General features: G+C 33.5%; 15 protein-coding genes. 13 read left to right on the top strand and 2 right to left on the bottom strand.

Going from position 1 to position 12,071, the window contains the following annotated elements:
- Positions 1-584 precede the first annotated feature (584 nt).
- From TT11_RS03690 to TT11_RS03640, 12 genes are all read left to right on the top strand, one after another.
- Positions 585-1,019, top strand: coding sequence for a hypothetical protein (locus tag TT11_RS03690; RefSeq protein ID WP_261869126.1), 435 nt, complete (start codon positions 585-587; stop codon positions 1,017-1,019).
- Positions 1,020-1,270: 251 nt separating this feature from the next.
- Positions 1,271-1,525: an ATP-binding protein gene (locus tag TT11_RS03685; protein ID WP_370587777.1), complete on the top strand. Its 255-nt coding sequence runs from the start codon at positions 1,271-1,273 to the stop codon at positions 1,523-1,525.
- On the top strand, positions 1,455-1,892 hold the full coding sequence (locus TT11_RS03680) for a hypothetical protein (protein ID WP_261869125.1): 438 nt from the start codon (positions 1,455-1,457) through the stop codon (positions 1,890-1,892). The genes TT11_RS03685 and TT11_RS03680 overlap by 71 nt, the downstream gene beginning before the upstream one ends.
- Positions 1,889-2,467, top strand: a complete 579-nt coding sequence (locus tag TT11_RS03675) for a hypothetical protein (protein ID WP_261869124.1) — start codon at positions 1,889-1,891, stop codon at positions 2,465-2,467. Before TT11_RS03680 ends, TT11_RS03675 begins: the two co-directional genes overlap by 4 nt.
- Before the next feature lie 590 nt (positions 2,468-3,057).
- The gene (locus tag TT11_RS03670; RefSeq protein ID WP_261869123.1) at positions 3,058-3,336 is read left to right on the top strand and encodes a hypothetical protein; all 279 of its coding nucleotides are present in this window, start codon (positions 3,058-3,060) and stop codon (positions 3,334-3,336) included.
- A 247-nt stretch (positions 3,337-3,583) separates the two neighbouring features.
- Positions 3,584-3,970 (top strand): hypothetical protein, encoded by a 387-nt coding sequence (locus TT11_RS03665; RefSeq protein WP_261869122.1) that lies wholly within the window; start codon positions 3,584-3,586, stop codon positions 3,968-3,970.
- Positions 3,971-4,365: 395 nt separating this feature from the next.
- Entirely contained in the window at positions 4,366-4,527 is a 162-nt protein-coding gene (locus TT11_RS16970; protein WP_370587776.1) for a hypothetical protein, read from the top strand.
- A gap of 266 nt (positions 4,528-4,793) precedes the next feature.
- A complete protein-coding gene (locus tag TT11_RS03660) occupies positions 4,794-5,147 on the top strand; it encodes a hypothetical protein (protein ID WP_261869121.1) in 354 nt (117 codons plus the stop codon).
- A gap of 64 nt (positions 5,148-5,211) precedes the next feature.
- Positions 5,212-5,757, top strand: a complete 546-nt coding sequence (locus TT11_RS03655) for a hypothetical protein (protein ID WP_261869120.1) — start codon at positions 5,212-5,214, stop codon at positions 5,755-5,757.
- Positions 5,757-6,953 carry a class I SAM-dependent DNA methyltransferase gene (locus TT11_RS03650; protein WP_261869194.1) on the top strand — a complete coding sequence of 399 codons (1,197 nt, stop codon included), beginning with the start codon at positions 5,757-5,759 and terminating at the stop codon, positions 6,951-6,953. The genes TT11_RS03655 and TT11_RS03650 overlap by 1 nt, the downstream gene beginning before the upstream one ends.
- A 40-nt stretch (positions 6,954-6,993) precedes the next feature.
- Positions 6,994-7,851: a hypothetical protein gene (locus tag TT11_RS03645; RefSeq protein ID WP_261869119.1), complete on the top strand. Its 858-nt coding sequence runs from the start codon at positions 6,994-6,996 to the stop codon at positions 7,849-7,851.
- Positions 7,852-8,325: a hypothetical protein gene (locus TT11_RS03640; RefSeq protein ID WP_261869118.1), complete on the top strand. Its 474-nt coding sequence runs from the start codon at positions 7,852-7,854 to the stop codon at positions 8,323-8,325.
- Positions 8,326-8,668: 343 nt separating this feature from the next.
- Here TT11_RS03640 and TT11_RS03635 read toward each other — a convergent pair whose 3' ends face one another.
- Entirely contained in the window at positions 8,669-8,878 is a 210-nt protein-coding gene (locus tag TT11_RS03635) for a helix-turn-helix domain-containing protein (protein ID WP_370587770.1), read from the bottom strand.
- A gap of 85 nt (positions 8,879-8,963) precedes the next feature.
- Between TT11_RS03635 and TT11_RS03630 the strand changes: the two genes are divergently transcribed.
- The gene (locus TT11_RS03630; RefSeq protein ID WP_261869117.1) at positions 8,964-10,256 is read left to right on the top strand and encodes a hypothetical protein; all 1,293 of its coding nucleotides are present in this window, start codon (positions 8,964-8,966) and stop codon (positions 10,254-10,256) included.
- A 732-nt stretch (positions 10,257-10,988) separates the two neighbouring features.
- On the opposite strand, the gene TT11_RS03625 is transcribed toward TT11_RS03630, so the two are convergent.
- Positions 10,989-11,978 (bottom strand): NAD(P)-dependent alcohol dehydrogenase, encoded by a 990-nt coding sequence (locus tag TT11_RS03625; RefSeq protein ID WP_370587769.1) that lies wholly within the window; start codon positions 11,976-11,978, stop codon positions 10,989-10,991.
- Positions 11,979-12,071 lie beyond the last annotated feature (93 nt).

The following is a 12,071-nucleotide window of genomic DNA, read 5'->3' as shown; positions in this document are numbered from 1 at the left end:
ATTTTATACGATGGCAGAAAAGATTAACTAAGGTTTTGGGTTTAGCTGATTGATTGTGTATACTCAACATAAAAACGTGCATTATCATTTTGTTTTTATTAATTTAATATTTTTGTCACTCTTAAAAAACCTTATCTGTTTCATTACTTGCTATAGAAACAATAGCTGTCATACCACAAAATAATTCGTTAAAGAGCTCAATAGCTATGAGTAGATGCTCAGCTGATAGTTTAGATTAATACTTACGGCTCTAAAAGGTAGAAGAAAAATATAGACTTTATAGATATACTAAGCTCTTTGATATGACTAAGAAGAGCGTTATTGAAGCACTTAATTCTCTATTTCTTCTTTCATTTGCAAAAAAATGAGCACTATTACATATAAATATGCAATAATTTTATGCCTTATCTAAAAATTTATATTTGCTTAAAGATAAACCATGGCATATAACTTCGGATAATATCAAAGGCCTGCTATATACTTGGATTTCACAATGTACAATATTTTCTTAAATAACATTAGAGCTGCACGTAAGTTAAAAGCACAAAAAAAATATTTCTGAAGTAAGTCTAAGTATTTTTAGAATGCTCATTCAACACATCTGTATTTCAAATGCGGAATATATAAATATTTTAGCTAAAGAAAGCTCTGGAAATATGTCTAAAATTGATATTGGTTTTACGGAGTTGCTCCAACCTGCAGATGGAGCATGCGTTGATTTCATAAGCAACTCTCTAACACAAATAGCGAAATTGAAAAATAGCTCCCTAGCCAGATTTTACTTTGAAGATAAAGATATTTCAAATCAGCCTGCATTAGTAGAATGGTTACAAATCAAAAAAACATCTTTAAGAAACATCTTATGTACATATGTTGCAGATCGAAATGAAAGTATCTTCGGACATGGTATCTCTTCAACTAATTTATTTTTAGATATTGATATCATTGAATATATCTTAGAGAAATTAAAATTTTATTTACCTGAAAGTAAAGGTGAAGATACTCTGTTTTTTTCCTAAAAACTTTCAAATCTCTACACCTATACAAACATTAAGACTCTTTGATGGTCATCCTACTTGTTATCGCAGAATAAAGAAAACTAATAACGGGATGATTAATGTTACTGTTAAAGTTCAAGTAACTTTAACACAAGCAACTGATCACTTTTATGAAGTACCAAATAAAATTTTTAATATTTCTAAAAGAAAAACTTATGATGTGTATGAATATAATGATTGGAATCCATTAATTTTTTTTACCAGAGAGAGCTATCTCAGTATCTGATTTTACAGGACGAGAAAAAGAAATAACTGAACTTATCGATTGGTTTAACGATGTAGAAGATTCAAAACGATGTCTTGTATATGGTGATGGTGGTATTGGAAAAACAACTCTCATTTTGGAATTTATGCATCGTGTACTTGAAGATTCTATTGAGGTTGAGTGGAAACCCAGTGTTATTACTTTTTATACAGCAAAAAAAGACTCGTTGGGGAATGTATGGTTTAGAGTCACTCACAAATAATAATCTAGGTGTTGCAGATGTAGCTTTACATATAGCACAGCTATTAGAGGTCAAACTTGACAGTAGCTGGTATCAGAAAGATGCAGACACTATTATTAGAAAATTAAAAAGCCTATTAGAAAAAGAGAAAATCAAGAAAAATGAGCATCTTATTATTTTAGATAATACAGAAACTATGGCTGAAAATGATGAAGATATTATTAATTTAGGTAAACAAATAAATTTACTTTCACGTTACGCTGGAAGAGTAATACTGACTTCACGTCGAACAGAAAGGCTTGAAGCGCGACCAATTGAAACAAGTAAATGGTCAGATGAAGAAGGTGCTGAATACATTCAAAAAAAGAGGGAATGTATTACACATTGATGCAATTAAAAAAAGCAGGCATATCTACTTTAAAAAGAATCACTCGGGAACTCAACAATAAACCTTTAATTCTGAACGTTTTTATACAGTTTGCAAATGAGCCACAGAGTTCACTCGTTAGCGCACTAGATAAAGTAAAAAGATTACAAGAAAAAGACTTAGGTATGTTCTTATTTTCTGATGTTTGGGAAAGATTTAATGAAAAAGAAAAATATTTTTTACTTCTTTTAACTTATTTTGGTCCTGATCATGATCAGTATTTTATGCAATTAGCCTCTGATAAAGCTAATTTGACTTTTTCTCTAGCTCAAAATACTTTAGAAGGTAGCAAAGGAATTTGTCAACTTAGCAGCATCGACGGCCAACTTCAAATCACCTTCAATAATGATTTCATGAAATTTTGTAAAAACAGAACAATAAGCTTTGATGGTCAGACACATCCTCTTAAAAAGGATTTACAAGGAATCCAAAATCGATATACAGAATTTTTAAAGTATATTGAGGTAGAAATATCAGATAATGATCAAAAAGCTTACTTAAGTAGATTTGCGCGGGTAGCTAGAAAATTTTTTTAATGAAGGAAATAAAGAAAAAGCAATTGAATATTACGAATTAGCTATAGATGAAGATCCTACAAATATCTGGCTGTTAGAGAAATACTCAAACACTTTATTTATTTATAAAAATTTCCCACAAGCATTAGAAAAAAATCAGTAAAGCTACTAACATCGATCCTAATCATTCTGAACTTCAATTTACGAAAGGGAAAATACTATCTCGAATTGCAAATAAGACCAAAGAATCTATCAAATGTTTAAATTTAGCTAATGAACTTGGAAAATCTATACATTTATGTGAATTGCAAAAAATATATGCTTATTTAGCAGATGGAAATATAGAAAATGCAACTATATCATTGAATATCGCTAAAGAAAATGCCCCTGACGATTCCTATTACCAAAAGTTCCATATGGAGATTGTACGCTTAGAACGTAAAATAAGTCGATACATTCCTCTATAGAGGATAATGGAAGTAGATGAATCTAATTTTTTAGAAATATTTATCGACGTAATATGTTTTATATATTTCTAGACACTTGTGTTTTTTTAGATATTTCTACTAAAAAAACAAGAGTTGCCACTAGTTATTGCATTGGAAGAACTAGTGCGTACTGAGACAGCGAAGCTAGTCGTAATTGATCTAGTAGCTCAAGAATATGAAAGGAACAAAGAACAGGTGGCAAATAAAACAGCAAAGCGGTTGTCTCAAGAATTTAAACAAGTCAAAGCAATTATAAGTGAGTTTGCAGATAAAGATAGAGCTCAAACCATTGACGTATTAAACGATATAAACGCAAGACTGCCTCTTTTAACGGCTGCTAACTATGCCACCATTTTTAGAGTTGAGAAATTAATTGAATCAGCAGAAAAAAATAACCATTAGCGAGCGTTCAAAAATTGCAGCCGTTCAACGAGGCTTAGAAAAAAAAGCTCCATTCCACATTAGTAAAAACTCAGTAGCTGATGCCATAATAATCGAGCAATTTTATGAGTTTTCATTAGATATCGATAGTGCAGATAGTTGTTTTTTTCATAACACACAACCACAAAGATTTTTCTGCAGAAGATCATCGGAAACCTCATAACGATTTTGAAATATTTTCAATGGTAATATTTATTATTCCAATAATTTGGCATCAGCAATTGACCATATTGATAATAATTACTTGGCTGGAATAGAGTTTGAACATGACTATACAGAGGAAACTCGTGGGTTAAGAGAAATCCTCAATGTAATGGACGAGTTAGTAGATAAAGTTTGGTATAACCGCCATCAAAATCTAATATATAGCATAAATGAAGGTGAGATAGAAATTGTCCCTAAAGGCACGGAACGCTACGGTAACCACGTTATTCACAAAGATATTCTTGATAGCGCAATTAAATCTGCCGAACGAGTTGAAAAGAGATATGAAGATGTAGGTCCTTGGAGCGACTTTGAATGGGGTATGATTAACGGTAAATTATCAGCTCTACGTTGGGTATTAGGTGACGAATGGGATATGTTAGATACCTAAGATTTCGTAAAGCTAACCATCACTATCATTTTGACCTGACTACTCTATTTTTCATTTAACCCACAGAGGTTGTTTTTCAAAAGACAACATGGATAACGACAAGAAAAACGAAGTCAAAATCAACGAAATATTGCATGTTAAAGAAAGTTTATTATCGTTAGATAATTCTAGGCGATTCATTAGTTCGAAATAGGCTATAAAATCATATCTAACCAAGCTAATCCTATCAGCCATGCAGACTCTAAGGACATACATTTAGATGAGTTAAAATCAGGTTAGTTCGGTGTTCATTATGATAACGGTAAGCCCGATAATGCTTATCTTTTCGAAAATGTCTTCTATGATTCGCCTTTAGAAATATACCACGTTAAAGACCAAGTTCTACATGTTACAGTATCAGTAAAATTCCTAGAAACTCCATTAGAATAGCAATAGCTGAGGGTGGTACTTACTCGCCAGACTTTACTTATATTGTTGAAACTGATAAAGGTCAAATGCTAAATTTAGTTGTTGAGACCAAAGATACTAGCTCATCTGATAGTCTGAGAGCAGATTAAAACCGTAAGATTAAGCATGCTGAACGACTATTGAATCAGATGGAAGCAGACGGGCTTAGCGTGAGCTTCAGCACCCAGTTTAAAGATGATCTGGTGAAGGATATCATTTGGGATGCGTTGGAATATACTACAACCTAATTAAAATCTTGCTTTATTAAATAATATGTGTACAGTCCGATTCAATATTGAATAACAATAGATACTATAATGTAAAAATGCTATGATAAAGAGTTGATTTCTATCACAAAGAGCTTGCCGAAATTACTATGCTAATTGATGCTGACAAAGACTTAATAGCCACTTTAGGCTTTAATAGAGCAGTTTCTGTACACTCAAATGAATGTACGGAAAGTGAAGCTATTATTTTACAGCAGGTTAAAGAATTAAATGTAGATTCAGTATATTTTAATACTGATGAAAACGGCTCTAGCTTCCCAGCTATTTTTCTAAAAAAAGTTTTAACATTTGATTCCAGAGCACTTATTGAAATTGCTGAAACACAAAAAAATATCTGGAATTATAAGAAGGTTTTATTCTTATATGTATTTTCTGACACTGAAATTCGTATTTATAACTGTGCAGGAAAACCAATTCTAAAAGCACAAAAAAACAAATTATGAAAAAGAACTAGAAGGTTTAGAGATTGGGAAATATAGCTTATCTAATCAACAACACCTAGAAGAATTGAATAAAATTTTTTCTAGAATTGCGATAGATACTGGTATTGTATGGACATTAGAAGAATCTAATAAGATTCGCATAAAAATAAATTTGAAACGTCGAGTTGATAGGTACCTGGTTGATAGTTTGATAGAAACCACCAAAAAACTTGAAGCTGACGGACTATCAAAAGATTTAATTCATAAGCTTATATTACGCTCGCTTTTTTTGTTATACCTAGAGGATCGTGGTGCAACTGATGACAATCTTTACCAACAGATCAATCCAAAAGCCACATGCTATTTTGATATTCTATATAATGTAAAAGACACTTATCATCTATACCGGAAGCTAGAAACACATTTCAATGGTAATGTGTTTACTATTAAAGAAGACGAGATGGAGCTGGTTACTAAAGAACAGCTAGCCGTTATTCGCAAGTGCTTTATTAGTGGTAATGAAGATACTGCGCAAGTTGATTTATTCTCTGAATGGCGAATATTTGACTTCAGTATTATTCAAATAGAGCTTTTGAGTGAAATATATGAACGTTTTTTTATTAGAGTCTAATCCAGAACAGAAAAAAACAATCAGGAACATTTTATACACCCCCATCATTAGTTGAATTTATTCTTAACGAAAAACTTCCAACTGCCAAATCATACACTAACTATAATGTCAAAATCCTTGACCCCAGTTGTGGTTCAGGGATATTTTTGGTTGAAAGCTTTAAACGCCTTGTCAAACGTTATGAAAATCATCATGGCGAAAAGCTCACTGATTTCAAAAAACTAAAGAAATTGCTGACAGAAAATATTTTTGGGATAGAAATAGAGCCGCAATCAATTAGAGTGGCAACTTTTAGTTTATACCTTGCTTTAGTCGATTTCTTGGATCCAAAAACTATTTGGCAAAAAGAGAGTCATTTATTACCTAATTTAATTAATAATCCAAATGATGACATGCTAAAGGTTCAAGGTCATAATTTATTTTGTAGAGATACGATCGAGATAAATAAAGAGATTGAGAGCCATGAGTTTGATTTAATCGTTGGTAATCCGCCTTTTGGGATTAAACAGCTATTGCCATCGATTCGAGAATATTGCGAAAAGTATAATTTCGCTAAAGAAATGGTATTACCTTTTTTGCATAAAGCAGTCGATCTTGCACCTCATGGAGAAATTGCACTGATTTTCAATACCAAGGTATTGACTAATACGGGTAGCACATACCAGAACTTTAGGAAATGGTTGTTTAACGAATGCTATGTTGAGAAAGTTTTCAATTTTTCAATTTTTCGAAAAGTTCCAAAGAATTTTGGCGGTCATTTATTTGGTGATGCTATTGGACCAATAAGTATTGTCTATTATCAAAGTCAAACACCTGAAAACCCATCGACTCAAATTGAGTATACTGCACCCAAAACCTATGTTAAATCTAATGTAATTGAAGGCTTACAGATTGATCGTACAGACATAAAGTATCTGCCTAGAGTAGAATGTCAAAATCCAAATAGCAAAATATGGAAAATTGCTATGTGGGGCGGTATGGCAGACTGGAAGTTGATTGAAAATTTAACAGCTAGAACATCTTCCATGAAAGAGTTTCTGAAAAATTCAAATAATGAGTGGGAAGAACCGAAAGTAGGTCTCAACGGAGACAAGAAGCATCTTGATTTCATTCCAGACAAAGTATTGGATACTCGATTGATAGATAGGTACTATACTCCTGAGTCAGCATCTGAGAGTAATCTAAAAAAAGTTTAGGATGATTGATAGAGGACTATTTAGTCCACCCTTTGTTATCATGAAAAAAGGTCAACATAAAAAGAGAATTACAGCTTCTTATATTGACTATTTTTCTTATTGTACAACTGCTTGTTATGTGTTTAACGGCAATGCGACTGAAAAAGACAAAAAAACTTTGGTTTGCGTTCTTAACTCTAAAGTAATGACATATTTGTTGTTCTTAACCAGCTCATCTTGGGGTATCGAAAGAGAGCAGATTTTCATGGATGAAATCTTAGAAAGTCCAGCTTTGATGCCATTGTTGAGTAATGAGACGCTACTTTTACTAGAAAATAAATTCAACGAAATTAAGACTCTTAAGTCTGATTTTCACTTAGCTAATAGAAGAATCTCTGAAATAGAACAAGAAATAGACTCTATTCTAGTATCTGATATCTTTGGTGCTTCAGAAGATGCAGATTTCACTATCAATGATAATTTAACCTATAGTTTAGATTTATTTGATAAGCAGTCACAGTCTATTGCCTTACATACAGTACAAAAAAATCAAATAATGGACTACTCTAAAGTCATGATTGACAAATTGAACGCCTTTATTGAAGGTCAAAATTTGTATGTGAATGCAACTGTTTTCGATATTAGCCACTATAGCCCGCTGATGATGGTGAAGCTATCATTTTCTGAAGAAAAAGAAACAATACATGTTTCTAATGAGAATGTATCAGCTCAATTAAAACAATTAGATGAAAAACTTTGGGAAGAAAAGGCGAGTAATATTTATGTCAGAAAAATATTAAACTACAAATCAGATGATGATATTTTTATTGTTCGTCCAAACCAACGTCGATTTTGGTCAAAATCTATGGCGATGGAAGATGGTTCCAACTTAATCCTTGAAATACTTAACGGGGTTTAAATGGCACTATTAACGAATATTCAGGATACATTCAAAAAGGCTCTTGAAAAAGACTGTTTTGAATTACTGATAAATGCCTATAGTCAGGCGCTTTCTGAAAAAAAGTATCAATCAGGATGGTATGAAAACGACTTTACAGAAATGCTTTGTTGCTATATCAATAGCGATCAAGCATCTATAGATAAGGAAATAACTGCTATAACTGAGCGTAAGTTATTAGTATCTCTAAATAATCAAACCAAAGGTTATGCCGATAAACTTTCAAGATTAGATTTAGTGTTATTCAGAATATGGAGTAAAAATCGATATACATGCCACATGGAAGCCAAACGTTTGAAAGAGAAAGACTCGACTTTAAAGCGAGCTTATATCAATGAGGGTATGGATAGGTTCATTTCTCAAAAATATCCATTAGGAAATATGATAGGTTATCTTTTAGAAGGTAATGAGCAAAAAAACAGTAGAAGGTATTAATAAGCTACTTTTATCAGATGGTAAAAGTGCTGAAAGCTTAGTGTCTAAAACATTCCCGTTACATAGCAGCTATTACGAGTCTGATAACCATGCCAATATAGGCCAATTAAAACATATCATTTTGGACTTTACTTAATTATCTGATATGTTTTTTTACAACTTATAGTTAACTATTTTAGTGTAGACCTTATCAACTTCATTTTAGCCCTACGAGTATTACAAAGGTTTTCAAGCAAACCACCTCAGACTCTATACTCCTTATCGTTCTTCGTTTCATGTTGCTTCTGAACCTTTTCAAGCTCGTTCAGGTTTAGTGTTATGAAATTCCTACATACTAGTTCTATTAAATCAATTCTTTAATATCAACCTTTAAAGCATCACAAATATCATAGACCTTTTTGAGCGTGATATTCTTCTCGCCACGCTCTATATTTCCCATATAACTTCGATCAATATCAGCCATCTCTGCCAGTCTTTCTTGAGATATTCCTTTGCTTTTTCGTGCTTCGCGGACACGTCTTCCAAAAGCAATCATACGTTCATCTGTCATCATCTCATTAACCACTGCTAAAAATAGCAATACTCACAGTGGTCAGCTATAATATCCACGGGATATAGTCGGTATTAATGAGGAAGGCATGAAAACAATAATAGAGTATCAACCAAATATTACCGATAAAAATAAAAATATTAGTGAAAAATACTGGCTGCGTGAAAACGATAACAAAACCAGTTATGTATTTACCTGTCGAAGCCTTAGTAAGGAGTATGAACTTAAACAAAGTGAGATAACTAATATAGTTAGAGAGAATGCATGTATTAAAGTCTTGGATTGTCAGTGTTTAGACTGTGGGGTTATTAATGAGTGTAAAACACGATTTGAGTTAACTAATTTAGATATAAGTAATTGGCGTTGTGATAAGTGTTTAAAAGCTTTTAATGAACGGCAAGAAAGAGAGTGGCGTGAGTATATTTTAGAGCAGGAAAGATTAGAACAAGAGCAGCATCAGGCTATTATTGAGGGTCTTAAAAGATATAGGGCTGAACAAGAAGATGCTACTCCTCCATTTGGAGAGCTAAGTTTGATCGATAAGCTTCTTTTGATGGCTATTGTTGAGAGCCTTGGATCTGATAATCTTAAGACCACGCTGTCATTAGCAGACAATCTGCAAAGGCCTTTGTCTCCTTTATATACAATGGATGAGAGAGTACTAAAGCATCTGTTTGAAGCCAATGTCTTATTACTGAAACCATTGGATAGCTTAGATTATGTAGATGTTACCGAATCAGGTGAGATAGATGTAGATCTAGACTACTCTCAAGCTACCTTTGACTTTGCATATGATGCGAAAGATATAACTGACCTGAGGGTCAAAATCAAAGATCAAATAACCATCAATGATTTAATTGATAATGTTGCGTTCAGAGATTGGTGCGAAAATATCCAGTTAGCTGAATGTCTGAGCTACCTTATTGAAAGGTCTAGAATTAATGGTTTAGCACCTCCATTAGGCGACAAGATGATGAGTCTGTTACAAGCAAACTTGACGACTTACTCTGTTGCTGAGCTATGTCGTATGATTTGGATGGCAGTTGAAAGCGCTTCCTCGTATTCAAATAAGCCAAGTATTACAAATAAACATGCTTCAAACTCTATATATACTATTCTTCAGAGTAATATTGATAGGGTTACGAATGGTACATGGAAACGTAAACCATTCAATCGTGAAGTTAATTTGCCTGAATCAGCCATTGCAAAAGTATTCTTTGACGATATCTTCAAGATATTTGATTGTGGCTTTAAGTATACGCTTGACGATTTAATTGCGAGCCTAGGTATTAAAAGAGTATCAAAAGAAGATAGCTACCTGACATTAGGGAGAGATCAGGATGTTATTAAGTCACTTACATTGCAACTGAATGTCAATTAACAACAGATCTGCTTATAGTTGAATCACTATAAAACTGATACAGGACTACTGGGATGCTTGCTTTTAAAACATGGGTTACGCAGCCTCTGCAACGCAGGCAGCATCCAGCCAGAAAAATTTATACCAGTAGCACTGGTAATATTAACGTATCGATTTTATTTCGAACTCACTATATTAAGCTATCAGATAGTCAGATAATTAAAATATTTGATTTTTTCTTAATTACTTTAACTTAATGAGTATTATAATGATGGTGCTTGAGCTACACTTAGTTTACTCAGTATGATACTTTATTACTCGTAAAAGTACTAAGCTAGTATATTATCACTTTCCAGTATGATACTTTATTTATTTTTGCATAAGACAGTGTCTAATAAAATCAAGGGTTTAATAAATGCTCAGTATGATACTTTATTACTTGCTTACATCTGAAAAAGACAAGTATTTACCCCTGCTATTGTAAACTCAGTAGCAGGGGTTTTTTATAATTTTAAAACGACCTACTAGCAGTTTAGAAAAAAGCAGTAAGAACTACATCAGTAAAGAATCAAATAAAAACACTTAGACCCAGTTCCAAATAATTCGCATGTATTAAAAACTGATAGAAAGTAGAATTTTAATACAAAAAATAGTGACACTCTATCTATTAATTAGAGTATCACTATTATTGTGCTTATTTGGTGGCTACATTTAGTTGCCTGTAACGACGTTTAGTCTCTCTCTAGCACCACTCTATAGCGAGCAGCGAGCATTACCACTCTCTAGTCGCTCAAACGCTTCATTAATCTCAGACATTTTGTATGTTTCAGTGACTGGCTGAATATCATGGCGCGCAGCAAAATCTAGCATTTTACGCAACGTCGATGGTGAGCCAACTGGCGATCCTGATAGACTGTTTTGAGCCATAATCATTGGTGCAGCCGATATCTCTAGTGGCGCTTCTAATAACCCAACAAAATGCAACTTACCTTTTGGTCTTAGCGTTTTGATCACGACATCCCAGTTCATATCGACGTTCACTGTTGAGATAATTAAATCAAAAGAACCTGCGGCTTTTTCAATTTCGCTATCGTCTCTTGAGTTTAGTGAATGGTGAGCGCCCATCTCTTTTGCTTCTTCCATTTTTGATTCACTGGTAAATGCCGTCACTTCACAGCCCCACGCATTGGCAAACTGCAATGCCAAATGACCCAAACCACCAATACCAATTACAGCCACTCTAGAAGTTGGTTTGATGTCGTACTGCATAAGTGGGTTAAACACTGTGACACCGCCACATAACAGTGGTCCTACCGCGTTAAAATCAAGCCCTTCAGGTATCTTGATGACGCTAGTATCTTTTGCGCGTACTTTATCTGCGAAGCCGCCGTGGTTACCAATGATCGTACCTTCTTGCTCAGGGCATAAGTTATGATCCCCATCGATACATAGATCGCAGACGTTACAGTATCCTTTATGCCAGCCAAGTCCGACTTTATCGCCCAATTCTAGATGCTTGACTTGCTTGCCTTTATTGAGGACTTTACCTGCAACCTCATGTCCACCGACAAACGGATATTGAGTCATACCCCATTCATTTTGCCACATCGATAAATCACTGTGGCAGATACCGCAGCTATGTACTTCGATTTCTACTTCGTGATCGCCTAAAGCAGCACCTGGGTCATATTCATAAGGCTCAAATTTGCCACCTTTCTCTTGTGCTGCATATGCGTTAATCATAGATATTCCTTATTTTCTAGTTTTTTTGAAAGATTAGTTTATAGAGATTGGTTTATCGTTCTAGCAGCTACTCACCTATTAGTAAAATTAAAA

The organism is Psychrobacter sp. JCM 18901, assembly GCF_000586435.1.
GTDB lineage: Bacteria > Pseudomonadota > Gammaproteobacteria > Pseudomonadales > Moraxellaceae > Psychrobacter.
The sequence above is the reverse complement of the archived record's forward strand: the minus strand, read 5'-3'. Positions and strand labels throughout refer to the sequence as shown.

Excerpts from the sequence above, each read along its gene's own strand:
- TT11_RS03630 (WP_261869117.1), top strand. The coding sequence starts at position 8,964 with ATGAAAACAATAATAGAGTATCAACCAAATATTACCGATAAAAATAAA.
- TT11_RS03690 (WP_261869126.1), top strand. The coding sequence starts at position 585 with ATGCTCATTCAACACATCTGTATTTCAAATGCGGAATATATAAATATT.
- TT11_RS03625 (WP_370587769.1), bottom strand. The coding sequence starts at position 11,978 with ATGATTAACGCATATGCAGCACAAGAGAAAGGTGGCAAATTTGAGCCT.
- TT11_RS03635 (WP_370587770.1), bottom strand. The coding sequence starts at position 8,878 with ATGATGACAGATGAACGTATGATTGCTTTTGGAAGACGTGTCCGCGAA.
- TT11_RS03660 (WP_261869121.1), top strand. The coding sequence starts at position 4,794 with ATGCTAATTGATGCTGACAAAGACTTAATAGCCACTTTAGGCTTTAAT.
- TT11_RS03640 (WP_261869118.1), top strand. The coding sequence starts at position 7,852 with ATGGCACTATTAACGAATATTCAGGATACATTCAAAAAGGCTCTTGAA.
- TT11_RS03645 (WP_261869119.1), top strand. The coding sequence starts at position 6,994 with ATGAAAAAAGGTCAACATAAAAAGAGAATTACAGCTTCTTATATTGAC.